Annotated in this window: 17 protein-coding genes; 7 read left to right on the top strand and 10 right to left on the bottom strand. The window is 55.5% G+C overall.

Annotated elements, in window-relative coordinates; genetic code table 11:
* The first annotated feature begins 22 nt into the window (after positions 1-22).
* The 3 genes from CLV44_RS12420 to CLV44_RS12410 all read left to right on the top strand — a co-directional run bounded on the left by CLV44_RS12420 (position 23) and on the right by CLV44_RS12410 (position 6,361).
* The gene (locus CLV44_RS12420) at positions 23-2,653 is read left to right on the top strand and encodes a DUF4132 domain-containing protein (RefSeq protein ID WP_106592435.1); all 2,631 of its coding nucleotides are present in this window, start codon (positions 23-25) and stop codon (positions 2,651-2,653) included.
* A gap of 256 nt (positions 2,654-2,909) precedes the next feature.
* The gene (locus CLV44_RS12415) at positions 2,910-5,792 is read left to right on the top strand and encodes a valine--tRNA ligase (protein WP_106592434.1); all 2,883 of its coding nucleotides are present in this window, start codon (positions 2,910-2,912) and stop codon (positions 5,790-5,792) included.
* A gap of 134 nt (positions 5,793-5,926) precedes the next feature.
* Positions 5,927-6,361, top strand: coding sequence for a host attachment protein (locus CLV44_RS12410; RefSeq protein WP_106592433.1), 435 nt, complete (start codon positions 5,927-5,929; stop codon positions 6,359-6,361).
* 38 nt (positions 6,362-6,399) lie between these two features.
* Here CLV44_RS12410 and CLV44_RS12405 read toward each other — a convergent pair whose 3' ends face one another.
* Positions 6,400-6,783 carry a group II truncated hemoglobin gene (locus CLV44_RS12405; RefSeq protein WP_106592432.1) on the bottom strand — a complete coding sequence of 128 codons (384 nt, stop codon included), beginning with the start codon at positions 6,781-6,783 and terminating at the stop codon, positions 6,400-6,402.
* Between the two features lie 208 nt (positions 6,784-6,991).
* Here CLV44_RS12405 and fabG point away from each other — a divergent pair, with 208 nt between their 5' ends.
* Entirely contained in the window at positions 6,992-7,747 is a 756-nt protein-coding gene (fabG, locus tag CLV44_RS12400) for a 3-oxoacyl-ACP reductase FabG (protein ID WP_106592431.1), read from the top strand.
* 50 nt (positions 7,748-7,797) lie between these two features.
* Here the strand turns inward: fabG and CLV44_RS12395 are convergent, their stop codons facing one another.
* Positions 7,798-8,112 (bottom strand): DMT family transporter, encoded by a 315-nt coding sequence (locus CLV44_RS12395; RefSeq protein WP_106592430.1) that lies wholly within the window; start codon positions 8,110-8,112, stop codon positions 7,798-7,800.
* A gap of 73 nt (positions 8,113-8,185) precedes the next feature.
* Between CLV44_RS12395 and CLV44_RS12390 the strand changes: the two genes are divergently transcribed.
* Positions 8,186-8,680, top strand: a complete 495-nt coding sequence (locus CLV44_RS12390) for a MarR family winged helix-turn-helix transcriptional regulator (RefSeq protein ID WP_106592429.1) — start codon at positions 8,186-8,188, stop codon at positions 8,678-8,680.
* Here the strand turns inward: CLV44_RS12390 and CLV44_RS12385 are convergent.
* Positions 8,677-9,552 carry a LysR family transcriptional regulator gene (locus CLV44_RS12385; protein WP_106592428.1) on the bottom strand — a complete coding sequence of 292 codons (876 nt, stop codon included), beginning with the start codon at positions 9,550-9,552 and terminating at the stop codon, positions 8,677-8,679. The two genes, CLV44_RS12390 and CLV44_RS12385, sit on opposite strands and share 4 nt — an antisense overlap.
* A 177-nt stretch (positions 9,553-9,729) precedes the next feature.
* Between CLV44_RS12385 and CLV44_RS12380 the strand changes: the two genes are divergently transcribed.
* Positions 9,730-12,234, top strand: coding sequence for a penicillin acylase family protein (locus tag CLV44_RS12380; RefSeq protein ID WP_106592427.1), 2,505 nt, complete (start codon positions 9,730-9,732; stop codon positions 12,232-12,234).
* A gap of 16 nt (positions 12,235-12,250) precedes the next feature.
* Positions 12,251-13,276 carry a porin gene (locus CLV44_RS12375; protein ID WP_106592426.1) on the top strand — a complete coding sequence of 342 codons (1,026 nt, stop codon included), beginning with the start codon at positions 12,251-12,253 and terminating at the stop codon, positions 13,274-13,276.
* A 78-nt stretch (positions 13,277-13,354) separates the two neighbouring features.
* Here CLV44_RS12375 and CLV44_RS12370 read toward each other — a convergent pair whose 3' ends face one another.
* The 7 genes from CLV44_RS12370 to CLV44_RS12340 all read right to left on the bottom strand — a co-directional run bounded on the left by CLV44_RS12370 (position 13,355) and on the right by CLV44_RS12340 (position 20,928).
* Positions 13,355-14,065: a ZIP family metal transporter gene (locus CLV44_RS12370; protein ID WP_106592425.1), complete on the bottom strand. Its 711-nt coding sequence runs from the start codon at positions 14,063-14,065 to the stop codon at positions 13,355-13,357.
* Positions 14,066-14,178: 113 nt separating this feature from the next.
* On the bottom strand, positions 14,179-14,646 hold the full coding sequence (gene ybaK, locus CLV44_RS12365; protein ID WP_106592424.1) for a Cys-tRNA(Pro) deacylase: 468 nt from the start codon (positions 14,644-14,646) through the stop codon (positions 14,179-14,181).
* 37 nt (positions 14,647-14,683) lie between these two features.
* Positions 14,684-15,997 (bottom strand): DEAD/DEAH box helicase, encoded by a 1,314-nt coding sequence (locus tag CLV44_RS12360; RefSeq protein ID WP_245912686.1) that lies wholly within the window; start codon positions 15,995-15,997, stop codon positions 14,684-14,686.
* A gap of 103 nt (positions 15,998-16,100) precedes the next feature.
* Positions 16,101-17,492, bottom strand: coding sequence for an SPFH domain-containing protein (locus CLV44_RS12355; RefSeq protein WP_245912685.1), 1,392 nt, complete (start codon positions 17,490-17,492; stop codon positions 16,101-16,103).
* A gap of 212 nt (positions 17,493-17,704) precedes the next feature.
* Entirely contained in the window at positions 17,705-19,291 is a 1,587-nt protein-coding gene (locus CLV44_RS12350) for an ABC-F family ATPase (RefSeq protein WP_106592423.1), read from the bottom strand.
* A gap of 134 nt (positions 19,292-19,425) precedes the next feature.
* On the bottom strand, positions 19,426-20,364 hold the full coding sequence (locus tag CLV44_RS12345) for a carbon-nitrogen hydrolase family protein (RefSeq protein ID WP_106592422.1): 939 nt from the start codon (positions 20,362-20,364) through the stop codon (positions 19,426-19,428).
* Positions 20,365-20,523: 159 nt separating this feature from the next.
* Entirely contained in the window at positions 20,524-20,928 is a 405-nt protein-coding gene (locus tag CLV44_RS12340) for a putative signal transducing protein (RefSeq protein ID WP_106592421.1), read from the bottom strand.
* Positions 20,929-21,024: the final 96 nt, after the last annotated feature.

The raw sequence follows: 21,024 nt of genomic DNA, 5'->3' as shown, positions 1-21,024 counted from the left end.
TCATAATAAGGAACATGATCAAATGAATGCCATTGTTGAACGATTCAAGTGTTTTACTTATCAGCTCCCCGTTAAAATTATCGATCCAGAAAGTCCTGAATTCCGGCAGATAGAAGAATCTTTGCTCCGTATTGAAGAGCATATTATGGCAGACATAACCTACATTTACTCTTCTACTCGGCTACCCTTTAAAGAATGCCCTGACTATGAGCGCATTAAAAAAGCACCCTCTGATGAAAAGTTGGCGTTTATATGTTACATAATCAGCAAGGCTAACAGTTACAAACCGCCGCATGAGTATCACTTCAGTTCCCAGGAGCTCAAGCGCTATTACGTGCTCATACATCTGCTTGATTCTTTGATGCGAACTAGAATAGATTTTCCATCGGGTTTCTCTTTCAATTATTTTTTCCATTACCTCTATCACTTTGATGACGTGGCAAAAGAAAAATTCAGTATAACTGATCGCCCGTTTGTTGCTTTGGTGATGCTGATCGAAAAACACATTAAGCGCTGTGGTCTTGATGCCAAAGAGGCACAGGATCTTATGATGATTATTCAACATGAAGATATTCGTCGTGAGATTGGAGGGAGTGATGCACACTCTCAGGGCGAGGCTGTAGGTAAGGCGGCGAAAAAGCTTCAGCGTTTAATCATGGATAGCGAAGGCAATGATAGTGCCGAAATACTACCTTATGAATTTGGCTCTGGCGTGGCGGGCCGTATTTTTGCAGATGAACTGGACACGTTACCGGAAGAACAGCGTAACCTCTGGTATCTGTACTTTCATCATATTGCGACTGCCAGCGGAGGTAAGCCTGCACAGAAATTTCTTACCTCCGCCAACACGCTGATTGATAATATCAGTATCACCGAGTTTAAACGCCGTACTAACACATGGCTGTCAGCGCTTGCCCAGCTCAAGGTCGAAGAGAAAAACACTGTATTTAAGCTAGCGAACGGTAAGGACTACAGCTACAGAACCTACGAATTTATTGAGAGCCATAGCTTTAATTTGCTGAAAGGCATGCTGTGGAGTCTGAGTCGATTCCACGATAACCAAACGCTGAAAAATATCGCGTTACTGACCGAAAAATGCTTCCAGAAAGTTCCTGAACAGGGTCCAGCTGCCGCCAGTGTCGGTAATGCCGGGATCTATACCCTGGCGCAATCTAAAGGGCTGGAAGGTATCAGCCATCTTTCACGTCTGAAGTTGCGTATTCGTCAAAACAATACACAAAAATTGATCCAGAAATATATCGAGGAGCAAGCCGCAAAACAAGGTATTACCCCAGCCCAGATCGAAGAGATCGCCGCCCCGGATTTTGCGCTGGTCAATGGCGAGCGCACCGAGATGTTTGACGATTACCGCTTGGTGCTGCGTCATACTGGCGTGGGTGCGGCCGAGCTACAGTGGTATAAGCCGGATGATAACCCGCAAAAGTCAGTCCCCGCTTTTGTTAAAAACAGCGCTAAACACAGTGCCAAACTGAAGAAACTGCGCGACCTGGTCAAGCAGGTCAAGCAGGCATCAACTTCTCAGCGGGACCGGATCGATCGGCTGTATCTGGAGCAGATGAGCTGGACACCGGAAAGCTTCTCCAAACACTATCTCAATCATGGCCTGGTTAGCCTGATCGCCCGTAAACTGATCTGGAATCTGGATGGCCAGCCCGCGCTATATAATAACGACCAGTGGCAAGACGTGCATGGTAAGCCGGTGGCATTGGATACGGTCGAGACCATCACTTTCTGGCACCCATTGGATTCAAACGCCGATCAGGTACTGGCGTGGCGTGATCGTCTGGATCAGCTGGAAATACGTCAACCGATCAAACAGGCATATCGTGAGATCTATATCCTGACCGATGCCGAGATCAACACCCGGGTTTACTCTAACCGGATGGCAGCACACATTCTGAAACAGCACCAGTTTAACTCCTTGGCGGCTTTGCGTGGCTGGAAATACTCCTTATTAGGTGCATACGACGACGGCCGTGATGGCGAGATCGCCCGCAAACAACTACCGGCCTATAACATGCAAGCGCAGTTCTGGATTAACGAGATTCTGGATGACAACGACAGCTTTAATGATGTCGGTATCTGGTATTACGTTGCCACCGATCAGCTGCGTTTTGTGGATGCTAATGATGAACCGATTGCCATGGTCGATATTCCGCCACTGGTTTTGTCGGAGGTGATGCGGGATCTGGACCTGTTTGTGGGTGTTGCCAGTGTCGGTAACGATCCTGAATGGCAGGATGGCGGCCCGGATGCTCGTCCGGCGTATCGCGACTACTGGCACAGTTACTCCTTTGGTGACCTGACAGAAGTGGCGAAGACCCGTAAAACGGTACTGGAGCGTCTGCTGCCACGGCTTAAGATTCGCGATAAAGCCGTTATCGAGGGCAAGTTCCTGTTCGTGACCGGCACGCGTCATACCTACAAAATCCATATCGGCAGTGGCAATATTCTGATCGCTCCAAACGATCGCTATCTGTGTATCGTTCCGGGTCGTGGTAAGGATAAAAAAGTTGAACAAGTTTTCCTGCCATTTGAAGGGGATCATGGCCTGTCCATCGTTCTTTCCAAGGCCTTTATGCTGGCCGAGGACAACAAGATCACCGACGAAACCATTCTGAGTCAGCTTTGATCGGGCAGACAATTAATACACCGGGCACTTGCGATATCCTGGCGCCCTGAAGAAGCGGCCCCTGCGGCCGCTTTTGAGCACACGCCTCAGACGAAAAGCACACGCCTGCTCAACGTGCTGCAACCCTGTAATCACCCTCTTTCAGCCTGTATAATGGCGGGTTTCGACCGAGCTGCCGACGCCCCGTGCCCACCCGCACGCCGAGAGCGCTTCCGGCAATCATCCGAGCGGCCAACGATCAGAGACACAGACCCCAATGGACAAGACCTACCAGCCACACGAGATCGAGAAATCCTGGTACCAGACCTGGGAAGAGAAGGGTTACTTCGCCCCCTCCGGTGAAGGCGATGCCTACAGCATCATGATTCCGCCGCCCAACGTCACCGGCAGCCTGCACATGGGCCATGCGTTCCAGCACACCATCATGGATGCGCTGACCCGCTACCGCCGCATGCAGGGCCGCAATACACTGTGGCAAGTGGGTACCGACCACGCCGGTATCGCCACCCAGATGGTGGTGGAGCGCAAGCTGGCCGCTGAGCAGGAACTGACCCGCCACGATCTGGGCCGTGACGCCTTCATCGAAAAAATCTGGGAATGGAAGGAAGAGTCCGGCGATACCATCACCCGTCAGATGCGTCGCCTGGGCAACTCGGTGGACTGGCCGACCGAACGTTTCACCATGGATTCCGGTTTCTACCACGCGGTGCAGGAAGTGTTTATCCGCCTGTACGACGACAAGCTGATCTACCGTGGCAAGCGTCTGGTCAACTGGGACCCGAAACTGCACACCGCGATCTCTGATCTGGAAGTCGAGAACCGCGAAGTCAAAGGCAAGATGTGGTACCTGCGCTACCCGCTGGCCGACGGCATGAAAACTGCCGCCGGTGAAGATCACATCGTGGTCGGCACCACCCGCCCGGAAACCCTGCTAGGTGATACCGGTGTGGCGGTCAATGCTGAGGACGAGCGTTACCAGAACCTGATCGGTAAATTTGTCGAGCTGCCGCTGGTCGGCCGTCGTATTCCGATCGTGGCCGACGAACACGCCGATATGGAAAAAGGCACCGGTTGCGTGAAGATTACCCCGGCGCACGATTTCAACGATAACGAAGTCGGCAAACGCTGCGGCCTGCCGATGATCAACGTGCTGACCCTCGACGGCCACATCCGCAAGGAAGCCCAGGTGTTCAACACCGACGGCAGCGACAATCGCGAAATCGACCCAAGCCTGCCGGAAGCCTATCAGGGACTGGAACGCTTTGCTGCGCGCAAGGCGGTGGTGGCCGATATGGAAGCCGCTGGTCTGCTGGTGAAGATCGAAGAAAACAACATGACCATCCCCTACGGCGACCGTGGCGGTGTGGTGATCGAGCCGATGCTGACCGACCAGTGGTTCTGCGATGCCAAGACCCTGGCCAAGCCTGCCATTGAAGCGGTCGAGAACGGCGACATCAAGTTCGTGCCCAAGCAATACGAGAACATGTACTTCGCCTGGATGCGTGACATTCAGGACTGGTGTATCTCCCGTCAGCTGTGGTGGGGTCACCGCATCCCGGCGTTCTACGACAACGAAGGCAACGTCTACGTCGCCGCCGACAAGGACGCTGCACGCGAGAAATACAATCTGGACCTGGAGCTGGAACTGCGTCAGGACGACGACGTACTCGATACCTGGTTCAGCTCTGCACTCTGGACCTTCGGTACGCTGGGCTGGCCAGAACAGACCGAGCGTCTGAAAACCTTCCACCCGACCGACACCCTGGTCACCGGCTTCGACATCATCTTCTTCTGGGTGGCGCGCATGATCATGATGACCATGCACTTCATGAAAGACAAAGACGGCAAACCGCAGGTCCCGTTCAAGAACGTTTACGTGACCGGCCTGATCCGCGACGACAGCGGCGACAAGATGTCCAAATCCAAGGGCAACGTACTCGACCCGCTGGACATGATCGACGGCATCAGCCTGCCCGATCTGATGGAGAAACGTACCGGCAACATGATGCAGCCGCAGCTGGCCGAAAAGATCGGCAAGCGCACCGAGAAGCAGTTCCCGGAAGGCATCGCACCGCACGGTACCGACGCCCTGCGCTTCACCCTGACAGCGCTGGCCTCTACCGGCCGCGACATCAACTGGGACATGAAGCGTCTGGAAGGCTACCGCAACTTCTGCAACAAGATCTGGAACGCTGCCCGCTACGTGCTCAGCAACACCGAAGGTCAGGACTGCGCCCAGAACAACGAAGAAGTGCTGCTGACCCTGGCCGATCGCTGGATCATCAGCAGCCTGCAGCGCACCGAAGAGACCGTGATCAAGCACCTGGACGAGTACCGCTTCGACCTGGCCGCACAGACTCTGTACGACTTCATCTGGAACCAGTACTGCGACTGGTACCTGGAGCTGTCCAAGCCGGTGCTGTGGGACGAGTCCGAAGGCGAGAATGACGAAGAGAAGGAGCGCCTGGCCGCCCTGCGTCGCGGTACCCGTGGCACGCTGGTACGCGTACTGGAAGCGATCCTGCGTCTGGCTCACCCGATCATGCCGTTCATCACCGAAGAGATCTGGCAGCAGATCAAAGGCCTGGCCGGCAAGGACGGCGACACCATCATGCTGCAGAGCTACCCGAAACCGGTTGCCGAGCTGATTGATGAAGCCGCCGAAGCCGACATCGAATGGCTGAAAGAGGTCATCGTCAGCGTGCGCAACATCCGTGGCGAAATGAACATCGGCCCGGGCAAAGAGCTGGAAGTACTGCTGCACAACGGCAGTGACGAAGACTTCCGCCGCGTACAGGAAAACTACGTTGCCCTGACCAAACTGGCCAAGCTGAGCGCCGTCAAATGGCTGGAAGCGGACGAAGAAGCACCGATGTCCGTGACCAAACTGGTCGGCAAGATGGAAGTGCTGGTACCGATGGCTGGCTTGATCGACAAGGACGCCGAACTGACGCGCCTGCAGAAAGAGCTGGATCGCCTGACCGGCGAGATCAAGCGTGTTGAAGGCAAGCTCTCCAACGAGAAGTTCGTTGCCAATGCACCGGAAGCCGTGGTGATCAAGGAACGCGAAAAGATCGCCGACGCCGAAGCCGCATTTGCCAAGCTGCAGGAACAGTACGCCAAGATCGAGGCGCTCTGATCCCCTCGAGGCCGACACCCGTCGGCCTCGTTTCTCCCCTCACGCTGTCTTATCCCCAAATTTGAACAATACTGAAGGTATGCAGACGCCTGCTGGCACCTGCTCCATCTGAATCAAATGACGGGGGAACTGATATGGCCACTTGGATTGTCGTTGCCGATGCCGCGAAAGCGCGCATCTTCCAGCAGGACAGCGCCAAAGACCCGGCGGAAGAAGTCCACACACTGGTACACTCGGAAGCACGTACACGCAGTGCCGCGTTGACCAGTGACAGCCCCGGCGCCCAGTCAAATGGAGGCTCCGGCACCCACGGCATGACAGAAAAGGTGTCACCCCGTGAAGCAGAAGACCAACGTTTCGCCCGTGACGTGATCCATCAGGTTCGCCATGCGCTGAATGAAAACAGGATCCGCCAGTTCTACATGGCCGCTCCGCCCCACTTTCTCGGTCTACTGCGCGGTGCCATGGATGAGCGCGTGTCCAAGGCCCTCGCCGGTGACCTCGACAAAAATCTATCAAGAGCCTCTGCCGACGAAGCCTGCGCGGCCTTTAAGCCCAGGCTGAGCTAACACCGCACTGACGAATGGGAGGCAATCGAACCTCCCATTCAGTCGCGGTTGCGTACCATGTCGGCCACGGCAAACAGCGGCTGCTTCAGCATCTGCTTGAGCGCATCATCCGCGCCGATCTGCTCCAGTGCCTTATCCATGCACAGCAACCACTGATCCCGTTCAGCAGAACCAATCGCATAAGGCTTGTGCGGTGTGGTCATGCACATCGATCCGTACTTTTCGGCATAGGTCTGGGGCCCGCCCATCCAGCTGATCAGGTACTCGGCCAAGCGTTCCTTCATCGGCTCCAGATCCTTGCCATGCATGGCCCGAAGATCGGCCACTTGCGCAGCGCTGTCCATATAATCGTAAAACGCTGCAGTAAGCGCCCGAATGCCCTCTTCGCCCAGTGCTTCAAACGGCGTGTTGTATCCACTCATCAGTATATCCTCAAGCTGTTGTTGTTATTGCCCGACAACATAAAACAGACGTCTCTGTCAGAAAAGCACTGGGCGGCATAACGGCGGCACTTTTCGCCACGCAAGGCACTTGTCTGACCCAACTCAGCCAATACACATTTGTACTTGACGCAGACAGCGCCAATCGTTTCCATGCAGTGAGGTAGTACTCATGACAAGGAGATAGGCAATGTTTGAACTGACAGGACAGACCGCACTGGTCACCGGGGGTGCCAAGGGGATTGGTAAAGGTATCGCAACCGCGCTGGCCAAAGCCGGTGCCCGGGTGGTGATCGCCGATATCGATGCGGCACAGGGCGAAATAATCGCCCGTGAGTTACACGGACATTTCGTGCACTGTGATGTCACGTCTCAGGCCGATTGCAAAGCAGCAGTCGCTGCGGCGGTCAAACTCGGTGGCACACTGGAGATCCTGTGTTCCAACACCGGCATCTTCCCGCAGGCACGCCTGGACAGCATGACCGAAGCGGACTGGGACCAGATGCACTCGGTCAATCTCAAGGGCATGTTCTTTATGGTACAGGCAGCGCTGGAGCCGATGCGCCAGCAACACTATGGCCGTGTTGTCATCACCTCATCCATTACCGGGCCGGTTACCGGCTTCCCGGGCTGGAGCCACTATGGTGCCTCCAAGGCAGGTCAACTCGGGTTCATGCGCAGTGCCGCGCTGGAGGTTGCGAATCTGGGTATCACCCTCAACGCGGTCATGCCAGGTAATATCCTGACTGAAGGGCTCGCAGACCAAGGTGAAACCTACCTCAATCAGATGCGTGCGGCCATCCCGACCCACACTCTGGGCGAGCCGGAAGATATTGGCCATGCCGCCTGCTTCCTTGCCTCACCGGAAGCCCGTTTCATAACCGGCCAGCAGATTATTGTCGACGGTGGACAGATTCTGCCTGAGTCAGCCGACGCGATCGAATAACTTCACCCGACCGGGCGGTGACAGCAATAGCGTCACCGCCCGGTCTATCATCAGGACACCAGCTTCAGCCCCACCAACGAGCACAACAACATACCGAGGAAGAACAGTCGCAAGCCGCTGGCCGGATCACCGAACCAGATAATCCCCACCAGCACCGTGCCGATGGCCCCGATACCGGTCCAGGTCGCATACGCGGTCCCCAGCGGAATGCTGGACATCGCCTTGGTCAGCAGCAGGAAACTTGCCGTGCCAAGCACCACAAAGGTCACCGAAGGCCACAGTTTGCTCAGCCCTTCCGACTGTTTCAACGCCACCGCAAAGCCCACCTCAAACAGGCCGGCCAACATCAAATAGATCCACGCCATGATATTTATCTTCCCAGCAAGATAATTTGGCGTGATAGTATCTTCCGAGAAAGACAAATACAAGAGGTCGATGATGAGCCGTTCCCGTGTCAGTTTTACCCAGCTGTTTGATCAAAACCGAGAGTATTGGCCCGAAACCACCGCTGGTGTCAGCCTTATCGCCCCGGCGATCTACCGCCTGCACGAGCATCTGAGCCAGCTCGCCAATGCCCTGTTCACGGCGTACGGCCTGCAAAGCGCAGAATTCGAGGCATTATGTGCTCTGCGTACCAGCCCGCCACCGCACCAGATGACGCCAACCGAGCTGTATCGCAAACTGCTGGTCAGCTCCGGCGGCATGACCAAGATACTGGTTCGGCTGGAAGACAAGGGCCTGATCGAGCGTCCGATCAATCCGGAAGATGCGCGCAGTAAACGGGTAGCGCTGACAGCTTCGGGCAAGGCATTGATTGAGGAGGTCACCGACAAGCTGTTGCAGCAGGAAGCCAAACTGCTGGCCCGGATCGAGCAGCCCGACGCGTTACAACAAAGCCTGATGCAGTGGTTGCAACAGATTGAGCACAGTTAGAGCTGCATTCCCTCCAACAAGTGTCTTAAGGCGGGATTTTCATTCGCACGCTGCCACACCGCATTAACGGCAACCTCATCGTTAAAGTCGATCAAGGGTCGCCAACGAATACCTTCCCGTTGCATGGATGCATTACCGACGGGAAACAGGCTCAAAAATTCACCGGCCGCCACCAGCCCCATCACACTGGCCACATCATCAGCTTCCAGCTCGACTCGGATATCCAGCCCTTGCTGGCTACAGCTGTCCAAGAAATGATCATATACGCTAACCCATTTATCACGTTTTCCCAAAACAAAACCAAACGGCTCCAGATCAGCCAAATGTATTACATCCACCTCAGCCAGTGGGTGACCAACAGCCATAATCAGTAACAAAGGTTCGCGATAGCAGGGTTGGCAGCGCAATTCACTGTTACGAGTACCACCACAGAAAAAACCGATATCCAACTCTCCTTCCATAAGGGCCGCTTCCTGTGCCGTAATCGGCAGCAGGTTAAGGTCGATATGGACACCGGGGAATTGCGCTTTGAAACGGGTCACGAGGCCTGGCAAAAACGTTTCTACCGCTATCCCTCCATATCCCAACTTCAGACTCCCAGCGACACCCAATCCGATTTCTCGTCCTACCCGCATAGCATTTTTCTGCTGACGCAGTAGCTGCTCGGATTCATCTAGGAAAGCTTGTCCGGCTACCGTCAGTAATACCGAACGCGTAGTTCGTACAAACAGTCGGGTCCCCACATTATCTTCGACTCGGCTAATGATTCGGCTCAGGGTCGCCGACGATATATTCAGCCGATCAGCTGTCTCCTGAAAATGCAGTCTATGTGCCAGCTCTACAAAAGCTTCGAAATCGCGCAGGTTCAGCATTGTTTCACCTGATACAAGAATTCATGAAATATTCATCATTAATTATCACAAAGTGCATTGTTAAGGTGGGGGCGTTACTCAGAGTGACACGCGCATATAACAACAAAAAACTACCGAGGCGCAATCATGCTGTACTACGCAGAAAAACCCTCTGCGCCTCGGACAAGAGGTGCACAGATGTACAAGAAGCTAAAGCGTACTGCTTTATCCACCGCTATCCTGGCGGCACTGCCCATGATCGTTGAAGCGGGCGAAGTCACCATCAAGCGTGATACCTGGGGTGTCCCTCATGTCTATGCCGAGACCACCCACGACTTGTTCTATGGCTACGGCTATTCCGTCGCTCAGGACCGTCTGTACCAGATGGAAATCGCTAAACGTTCCACACAGGGCCGCATGGCTGAAGTACTGGGGGCGGGCTATGTCGAGTACGACAAAAAGATTCGCACCAATTACGATCCCACCTCCATTCAGCGTCAGATTGATGCCCTGAATACCGATGACCGCGCCATCCTGGATGGCTACGCCGCCGGTATGAACGCCTGGATTGAACAGACACTGGACAAACGCAACAGCCTGCTGCCCAAGCAGTTCCACGACAATGACTTCCTCCCGGAAGCATGGACAGCTTTTGATGTGGCGATGATTTTTGTCGGTTCTATGGGTAACCGCTTTGGCGATTACAATACCGAAATCCAGAATCAACAACTGCTTGATGCGTTAATCAAAGAACACGGTGAAACCGACGGCTGGGCCATATTCAACCAGCTCAACCCGCTCAACGACCCCAGTGCGCCAACCACTATTCCAAAGGGTGATTGGGAAGGAACCTTCGACGCCCGCCATGTCGAATTGGTTTCACGCCCACCAGTATCCGCCAAAACCGAACGGGATATCGCTCGGCTGGCTGTCGGTCAGGATGGCGGTGTGCTGAACCTGTCTCTGGCCGATGCTCATCGCTATAACGCCAAGCAGTTCCACGACTACGGGCTTACTGGCGTTGCCGGTTATCCTCAAACCTCAAACATGATTGTTGTAGGTAAGAAAAAAGCCGAAGGCGCTAACAGCATTCTGCTCAACGGCCCACAATTCGGCTGGTATAACCCCGCCTATACCTATTCTATCGGCCTCCACGGTGCAGGCTTCGACTTGGTCGGTAACACCCCCTTCGCCTACCCAGGCATCCTTTTTGGCAACAACAACGACATTGCCTGGGGTAGCACGTGGGGCGCTGGCGATGTGGTGGATATCTACCGTGAAACATTGAACCCGGATAACCCGAACGAATATCTGTTCGAGGGCCAATACCGCCCCATGGAACGGCGCACAGAAACAATCAAGATAAAGGGCGCTGCATCTGTACAAATAGATATCCACAAAACCAGTCATGGTTTACTGGTCAGCCGGGATAACGAGCAGAACCTTGCCTACGCCAAGAAGCGAGCCTGGCAGGGACGGGAAGTTGAAACATTAATGGCCTGGACACGTCAGGGCCAAGCCGACAACCATAAAGACTGGCTGCAGCAAGCCTCACGCAGCGCCTTCAATATCAATTTCTATTATGCCGACCAGCAAGGCAACATCGGTTACGCCTTTACCGGGAAGTATCCAGAACGAAAACCAAACCATGACAACCGACTGCCAGCCTCTGGCGAGGGTGGTCAAGAATGGCTAGGCATCAAACCTTTCGCACGTAACCCGCAGGTGTACAACCCCAGCTCTGGCTACATAGCCAACTGGAACAACAAGCCAGCAGACGACTTTATTGCTCCAGACATGTTCTGGTATTCATGGAGCGAAGCCGACCGTGTCGACACCATGAAAGCAATCATGGATGCACAAGAAAAATTCACAGCCGAGGACGTCAAGCAAATGATGGAGGATGTCTCCTATGCCGACGTCAACGCCCGCTATTTCGTGCCTTTCCTTGATGCCGCCACTCAAGGCCTGCAAACCGATGATCCTCGTCGTCAGGCTGTAATGCTACTCAAGGCGTGGGAACAGAGCAGCCACGACCGTGATCGTGATGGCCACTACGATGAAGCCGCAACGACGCTGTTTCAGGCTTGGTTGCCGGAAATGCTCACACTGACTTTCAAAGATGATATCCCCGGCCAGTACTTCAATTGGTACGCCTCTGCCGGTTACCCATCACCAGAGTCTCCCTTGCGTTCCAGCGTCAATATTCAGCCCGGCACTAAGGCTCTATTGCAGGCACTGCGCGGTGACGATGCTGGTGTAAAACAGACCTATGACTTCTTCAATGGCCGCTCGAGCAATGAATTGCTACTGAACAGCCTGGAAGCCGCACTGCAAAAAGTGAAACAGACACACGGTGACGATCCGGCGCACTGGAAACTGCCGGTGGTTCCGATGCAGTTTTTCACCAACAATTTCCTCGGTATGCCCCAGGCGGGAAAAGATGAGCTCAAACAGACCCATATCGCAATGAACCGAGGAACTGAAAACAATCTGGTGATTTTTAACGGTAAGCAGGTGGAAACGCATGAGGTGGTCGCACCGGGTCAAAGTGGCTTCATTGCACCGGATGGTACGCCGTCACCCCACTACGATGACCAGCTGAAACTGTATGAAAACTTTGAATACAAACCAACATGGCTTACTGCAAAACAGGTTGATGCCAACACTCAATCCGTCACGCACCTGAAAACAGAACAATAATAAAAGGTTGTATCCAATGAAAAAAATCACACTTGTTCTAATGGTGGCTGCAGCCTCACCTGCCGTCATCTACTCCGCGATCGCGCAAGCCGACGCCACTCTTTATGGTTCCTTGCGTATGGAAATAGACGCCAAAAGCAGCAGTGATTTGGATCTGCGTGATGGTTCATCACGCTTCGGTATTAAGGGCGATGTCGACTTGGGACTGGAAAATACCAAGGGTCTATTCCACTGGGAAGCTAACGTGGATACCACCGATAATGAAGGGGCCATGTTCGCTCCTCGGCAAGCCTACATGGGTGCCAGTGGTAACTGGGGTACCTTGCTGATCGGTAAACAGTGGCAGATGCATTATATCTGGACCAACTCCACCAGTGATATTTTTAATGCAGCTGCAGCCGATGCCGGCGAACGTTTCCAGTTGGCTGCGTTTGCTGGCCATTGGCGACCGGATAACAGCCTGTCCTATATCACACCGAAATTCGGCAACTGGCAAATGGCCGGGCACGTCGTCATTGATGGCAGCGGTACGGATAATGACGGTGAGCAGGATGACAGTATCGACAGCTATGACCTGAACCTGAAATACGAAGGCGATAGAGTCTATCTGGCTGCTTCCTATGGCAATATCGGCAGTAACACAGCGGGTATCGACTACGATTTGGACAGCTGGGCACTGGGTGCGCGTATCAAGGTAACCGATCCGCTAACCTTCGTTGCACGCTATGAAAATCAGCAAGGTAGCGGCACAGGAATCTATGATTTGATCAGCAGCAAAAACTCTGCAGGCACGGCTACCGACATTGATCGAGAGGTCTTGGAAGCTGGCCTGCTCTACAACGTTGGCGCAACAACCTGGAAGATACGCGGCACCCGCTACGAGGAAAACAATACTGGTCTTGAACTGACGCAATGGGCAGCCGGTGTTCAGTATGATTTGAGCCGCAAGGCACGGCTGTACTTTGAATATATCGACAACGACGCAGCTGATGCCGTCACCCCATATGACCGCACAGTTTTGGGGTATCGCCTGGACTTCTGACCCTTTGCTGCTTTCAACATACTCTCCGAGAAGGATCTCGTTTTTGCAGCCCGTCATTGACGGGCTGTTTTTTGCTCTTTAAGCCGTCAATATATGCCCGGCAATACCTAATGCAAACCCGAATACCGCGCCCATCGGCGGCCCCCAATGACGGGCCAGTTTCACCTGCGGCGCAATATCCTGAAACACCGAATATAAAATCCCGCCGGCGGCGAACAGCATGATGGCCGCGACGATGGAGGGATACGCCGACAGCCAGGCGTAGCCAGCCAAACCGGCAACCGGTCCCAGCAACGCCATAAGGGCAAACGTAGTAATGATTCGCTTGGAAGAGTAGTGGCTGGAAAGGCGCAGTTCACGGTAGGCATTGAAGCCTTCCGGCAGATTCTGCAGCCCGATCAGCAGCGCCAACAGCAGACCGTTGCTGCCTCCCAGGGCAAAGGCGGCGCCCAGCGCAATCGACTCGGGGATGAAGTCGGACAGCATTGCCACCAGCTGGCTGGCCGAGGTTTTGAACAGATTCAGCAGAATATCGATGAGCATGAACACCAGCCCGCCCAGGATGAACCAAAGCAGCGCAAAATCGGTGTCATGATGTTCAATACCGTCAGGCACCAGCACCAATGCCACCGCAGACAGCAGCGCACCGCCACCGAAAGCGATCACACTATGGCGGAATTCATGTTCCAGCCAACGCGGCCGAATCCGCTCAAAACGTGCAATCAAGGCTCCCAGCGGCATGCTCATGCCCGCCAGCAGGGTTAACAGCAGTATTTCCAGCCACAGCATCACAAGCTCCTTGCCAGCCTAGGATCATCCGGGACAATTACCCTGCCCCCATCATGCCAGTTACCCCCGTATTGGCAACCGGGATGAGCCGGTGTGAAGCGGACTGGTAGAAGTTAGCCTGCAATCGGGGCAAAGCGTGCGCCCGTCAGCCGGGCCAGATCCTCGGGGGCCAGCTCAATCTCGAGCCCGCGCCGACCGGCACTGACATGAATCGTGGCAAACGCCTGGGCACTGTCATCGATCAACGTGGCCAGGCGTTTCTTTTGTCCCAACGGACTGACTCCGCCGAGTACATAGCCGGTGGCACGCTCTACTTCGGCCGGGTCCGCCATGGCGGCCTTCTTCGCACCCGCCGCCTTGGCTATCTGCTTCAGATTGAGCTTGCCCGCCACCGGCACAATGCCCACCGCCAGCGTTTTACCATCAAGGCTGACCACCAGAGTCTTGAAGACTTGCTCCGCCGCAAGACCCAGCTTCTCGGCCGCCTCGGTGCCGTAGGAAGCACTGGACGGATCGTGCTGGTATTCATGGACGGTATGACTGACCTTGGCTTTTTTGGCAACGTTAACCGCTGGGGTCATTTCACATCTCCTGTAACATCATTCCATGGCGGGCTACTTAGCGTCCGAACAATGAAGGTCGTTTGCCCGGTGTATCCGGTGCGACCGGTTCTTCCGGCTGGAGCGGCGCACGCTTGGCCGCCTTGCTCGCCGCTTTTGTGTTGGCACCGCCCTTGCGCGTTTTGCCGCTCTGATTACGTTTTTTCTCGGGCAGCTTGCCGCCCTCAATCAGCTTGCCGTTTTCCAGTATCGGCACTGGCTGCAGCTGCAGCGGTTTGCCAATCAGAGCCGAAATATCCTGCAGAAAACGGCGCTCATCCGGGGCTACCAGCGAGATCGCCCGCCCCTGCTGGCCAGCACGACCGGTGCGGCCGATACGGTGGACATAGGCTTCCGGCTGGTTAGGCAGGTCGTAATTGACCACCTGCGGCAGTGCATCGATATCCAGTCCGCGGGCCGCCACATCCGTGGCCACCAGCACACGGACCTCACCGGCGGTAAAGGCCGCCAGTGCCGCCGTACGCTCGCGCTGGGTCCGGTCACCGTGAATCGCGACCGCACTGATCCCCTCTTCCAGCAGTTCTGCCGTAAGCTGGTCTGCACGTTTTTTGGTGCGGGTGAACACCAGCGTCTGCCGCCAGTTGCCGCCGTGAATGAGGAAACTGAGCACATCCGCCTTGTCACCGTTATCCACTGCATAAACGCTCTGTTTCACCTGCTGGCTGGCCGAGTTGCGCGCAGCAATGGCCACACGCTTCGGCTCACGCAGCAGCTTGTCGGCCAACACTTCAACGGAATCATTCAGGGTCGCGGAAAACAGCAGTGTCTGGCGCTGCTCGGGCATGTACGCCAACAGCTGCCGAATCTCACCGATAAAACCGAGATCCAGCATGCGGTCGGCCTCATCAAACACCAGCATTTCCAAATGCGCCAGCGAGAGTTTCTTCTGCACCAGCATATCCAGCAGCCGTCCCGGTGTGGCCACCAGAATATCGGCCCCGCGCTTCATCTTGCGGATCTGGTTGTCGAAGCGGACACCGCCGAAAATGGAGATCACGCGCATCCCCAGCAGACGGCCATACTCCAGCGTATGCTCGCCGACCTGAGCCGCCAGTTCACGGGTCGGGGTCAAGATCAGTCCACGGATCTCGTGATACTCGCCTTCAACCGGTGTGCGGCTGAGACGGTCGATCATCGGCAAAGCAAAGCTGGCCGTTTTACCGGTACCGGTCTGTGCTTCCGCGATCAGATCGTGTCCGGCCAGCACCAGCGGAATCGCCTGTGCCTGTACCGGCGTCGGCTGCTTGTACCCCAAATCCTTCAGGGTGGTGATGAGTTCAGGGCAGAGATTAAGATCGGTGAAGGTGGTCACGGTGGCTAACTCGGCTGGATAAAGCCGCTATTATCGCACGCCGCTGCGCAGCACCCAACAACAGCCTTGGCGCGTGTTGGGTCTGCCACCGCAACCGTTGGGATCAGTCTTTCACCAGATCCCGTTCATAGTTCAGGCGCTTGGCTGCATCCAGCGTCAACAGCTGCATGAAAGCCTTGGTTTCGTAGTCATTACCGACCGGCGCACCATCACTGCCACCCGCGCCGAAGACGTTGGTCGGCACCTGACGTTTGGCATAGGCGGCCGCCCACAGCTGCTGAATCTTGATCTCCGCATCCAGCTTCTGCGCCAGCGCGTTATCCGCCTCCAGAATGACCTGTTTCTGATAAGCCTCGGCGTCCGCCAGTGTGCGCTGGGTTTGGGCCTCGATACGCGCCTTCTCCAGGTTGATTTCGGCGGTTTCCCGCTGAATCTGGGCTTCGGCTTTCAGTTTTTCGGCGCGGGTAATCGCCAGCTGTTTCTCGGTTTGTGCTTCGGTAGTTTTCTGGATCTGCTCTACCTTGGCCATGGCCTGACGTTCCGCCACTTCACGCTCACCACGGGCAATGGCCAACAAACGCTGCTCTTCTTCCTGCACCCGCTGTTCACGGGCGATGGCACGGTCTGCAGACGCCTTCTGTTTCAGCTGCATGCGCTCGATGAATTTCTGGTTGGGCTTGATGTCGGTAACCAGCGCCGAGACCACGGTGATGCCGTAGTCGGTAAAACGTTGCTGCTTGCGGCGCGGCTGCCCGGTGGCGTCCAGCACTTTCTGTACCACGAAGATGGTTTTGGAATCTTCACCATATTCTTCCTGCTCCGTACCCAGCGCGACATTGGCCGAGCCGCTGGCCATTTTGCTGGATCTGACACGGACTTCTTCCCGCTTGACCAGATAGATGCCACTGCGCATCTGGTTTTCATATTCGGAGTTGAACTCGGTACGTCCACCCGCATAGTACTCTTCTGCGGTCATCAGTGACGCGTTGGCCTGCAGGGTTTCCTTGAACACCGGCAGCAGGGCCGTGCGCAGCAGATTCTCGGGAGAGCGGTACTCATGCGCCAGTTTCAGGAAGGATTCTTCATCCGAGGGAATGGAAAAGCGCACCGTGGCTTCAGCGTGGGCATCCACCTGGTCCAGGAACATGATGCTCAACGGCGGCAGGCTGGCCGAAGCGTTGTCGGAATCCTTCTCCGAGGTGATCGCATCCTGGCTGGAGCCCGAAACCGCTTGTACGGTCATCGCCCGCTTCCAGGAGTTGTAGCGCCCAAACGGATAAAACTTGTAGCCGATCTCGGTCACCACCGCTTCGTTACCGGTGACGGTACGCACGTGGTAGATATAGCCGGGCTCGGCGTAGAAAAAGGATTGCGACAGTACATAACCCAGGATCACCGCAACAACGCCGCCGCCCAGAATCTTGGCCAGCAAACTGCCTCCCGGCATCCAGCTTTTTTTGAGTGAGTAAGTCTGCCCAGTTGCTGTTTCATCCATGTTCCAAAACTCCTGTATTCAAGATTCTGATCTGCATTGCAGGTATGGCAATAGTCGACGCGGCCACCGTCTTCAGACGAGCGCGGGCGATAGTCTGCAATGGCAGCAGAAGTTTGGCAAGATTCAGGACAGACAGGTAAACGGAGGAAAACCGATCCCGCCCGCGTCGGCAGGGAGCCAGGCGCAGGCGGGATCAGGTACAGCAGGTGGTGTTACTGGTCCTGCGTGCGCAGGTAGTCTTCGTAGCTGCCGTGGAAGTCGACAATACCGGTCGGCGTCAGCTCGATAATGCGGGTCGCCAGCGAGGATACGAATTCACGGTCGTGGCTGACGAACAGCAACGTGCCCGGATAGTTTTCCAGTGCCAGGTTGAGCGCTTCGATCGATTCCATATCCAAGTGGTTGGTCGGTTCGTCCATCACCAGAATATTGGGCTTCTGCAGCATCAATTTGCCGAAGATCATGCGGCCCTGCTCACCACCGGAGATCACTTTAACCGACTTGTCGATCTCTTTCTGCGAGAACAACAAACGGCCCAGCGTACCGCGGATCACCTGCTCGTCATCACCTTCCTGGCCGCAGTAGGCCATCCAGTCGTAGAGGCTCTTCGGCTCCGCGAATTCATGAGCGTGGTCCTGCGCGTAGTAGCCGATGCTGTGGTTCTCGGACCACTTCACCGTACCGGCGTTCGGCTCCAGATCACCCACCAGGCACTTGAGCAGCGTCGTTTTACCGATACCGTTCGGGCCGATAATGGCGATGCGCTCGGCGACCGGCACGGTCAGGTTCAGACCGCTGAACAACTCATCATCAAAGGACTTGGACAGTCCTTCAACTTCCAGCGCGATACGGTGCAGTTTTTTATCCTGCTCGAAGCGGATGAACGGACTCTGACGGCTGGACGGTTTGATATCTTCCAGCTGAATCTTGTCGATCTGCTTGGCTCGCGACGTGGCCTGCTTGGACTTGGAGGCGTTGGCGGAGAAGCGGCTGACAAACGCCTTCAGGTCGGCAATCTGTGCCTTCTTCTTGGCATTGTCCGACTGCATGCGCTCACGCGCCTGCGTTGATGCCGTCATGTACTCATCATAGTTGCCGTGGTACAGACGCACTTCACCGAAGTCCACGTCGGCCATATGGGTGCAGACGCTGTTCAGGAAGTGACGGTCATGCGAGATGATGATCATGGTGCACTGACGCTGGTTCAACACACCTTCGAGCCAGCGAATGGTGTTGATATCCAGGTTGTTGGTCGGTTCGTCGAGCAACAGGATATCCGGGTCGGAAAACAGTGCCTGCGCCAGCAGCACACGCAGCTTCCAGCCCGGAGCCACTTCGCTCATCGGACCGAAGTGCTGCTCTACCGGAATACCCACGCCCAGCAGCAGTTCACCGGCACGGGATTCGGCGGTGTAACCGTCCATCTCGGCAAAGTCACCTTCCAGCTCTCCGGCACGGATACCGTCAGCTTCGCTCATTTCGGCCTGGGCATAGATCGCATCGCGCTCGGCTTTGATCTTCCACAGTTCTTCATGACCCATGATCACGGTGTCGACTACGCTGAACTCTTCGTAGGCGAACTGATCCTGACGCAGTTTACCGATGCGTTCGTTCGGGTCTTTGGAGACATTACCGCTGGTCGGCTCAAGATCGCCGCCCAGGATTTTCATGAAGGTGGACTTGCCGCAGCCGTTGGCACCGATAAGGCCGTAACGGTTACCGTCACCGAATTTAACAGAAACGTTTTCAAACAGTGGCTTGGCGCCAAACTGCATGGTGATATTCGCAGTGGTCAGCAATGGAATCTACTCGATTGGTCTTGAACTTGAATGTATATGGCAGGGCCGGTTGTGGATAACACAACAGGCGGGTGACACTATGGCGGTGATTATGCCACAAGCAGAGCCGACTTTGGAGGATCGCCGTCCGGTTTTCAATCCTCGAACGCTAGCGGAGATTGCGGCTGTCGATTCACCGTCAAGGTAAAGATATCCGGCCGCGCATAGTGCCCCGCCACATCCAGCACACGGCGGGCCGCGCCAACCTGTGCAAGCTCGATATCCACCAACAGGCAGCCCTTTTGCTGATGCAGGGGACCGGCCACAATTTCGCCCCCCGGCGCGACCACCACCGAATCTCCTGGGTTGATCCAGTGTTCATCTGCAGGGTAGAGCCGATCCAGATCGGGAAAATCTTCCGGCAGGTCTGAGCGCTCGATCGCAACCCCACAACACAGCACCCAGCAACGTCCTTCTCGTGCGATATGCCCAAGAGTGGCGAGCCAGCCGTCGCCGCTGTCATAGGTTGGCGCTAGATAGACTTCAACTCCTTGGCCATAAAGTGCCAAGCGTGCCTGCGGCATATAGTTTTCCCAGCAGATCAATGCGCCGATACGCCCCACCGGGGTATCAAGCACTTTCAATCCCCGAGCATCACCCAATCCCCAAACCATCCGCTCGGGATTGGTGGGCATCAATTTACGGTGATGATTAATCAATTCTCCCTCGGCAGAAATGGTCACCAGACTGTTGTAGAGCGTCGTCCGGCTACTGCTGCCATCCCGTTCGTTCAGGCCACACACCACGGTGACCCCGGTGTCACGCGCGGCTTCGCGTATCGGGTCCAGATGATGGGCACTGACATCCACTGCATTATCAAAAAGGCGTGCATGCAGGGATTCACACAGCCCCCAATCGCCGCCGGGGCGCAAGCGCCAGATCCAGGCGGGATAACCGGGAATGAAGGCCTCAGGAAACAGGGCCAGCTGCGCCCCCTGTGCCGACACCTCACGAATCAGATCAGCCGCTTTCTGAATGCTCCGATCCCGATCCAGAAAGATCGGCGACGCCTGTATTACTGCTACCTTGACCATCACGCCCTCCTCGTCAGCTCCATGACATATAAGCACTGACGCGAGCCTTTCCTGTCGGGCGTCATTAACAGGTGACCACCATTGACCGGTAATTCCGTAATGGCTGAATTCAGCTTAGGAGAGCGCAAGGATTATGACCACCCATGGAATAACGGCGCTTTACTCAGGTCTTAGCTCGGTAATCGCCCCGCAAGCACGGCAACGGATACCATCGCGTACACGAAACAGCGGGAAATCAACGGCCAGAAACATCAGAAACGCCCAACGACGGCCCAGCTGGTGGTATTCGGTATTAACACTGCCACAGACCGGACAGGCCGGGCGATCTTCCCCTTTCTCCTCCACCAGCAACGCTTCCCTATCTTCCTGCAATAGACGCAGCGCCCGTTCGGCATCTTCCGCTTTCACCTGCAGCCGCACCCCGCCCAGCGCATCGGAATAGAGCCACTGCATATTGATGGTCTGCTCATCAGCGATGAATGCATCAACCCCCTCACTGTCGAGGAGCGCTCGGGCGATTTGGGCCTCATAGGGGTAGGTGTAGCGGGCGATGGTAACGAGCATTCACGGCTCCTGATGAGCTTTCCAGAGTATAACAACCGGCCTCACCGCCGGTAGATTCAGCATAGCGTTTTTCGCGCTGCCATACTTGCCAACCCT

Source organism: Marinobacterium halophilum, assembly GCF_003014615.1.
Classification (GTDB): domain Bacteria; phylum Pseudomonadota; class Gammaproteobacteria; order Pseudomonadales; family Balneatricaceae; genus Marinobacterium; species Marinobacterium halophilum.
The sequence above is the reverse complement of the archived record's forward strand: the minus strand, read 5'-3'. Positions and strand labels throughout refer to the sequence as shown.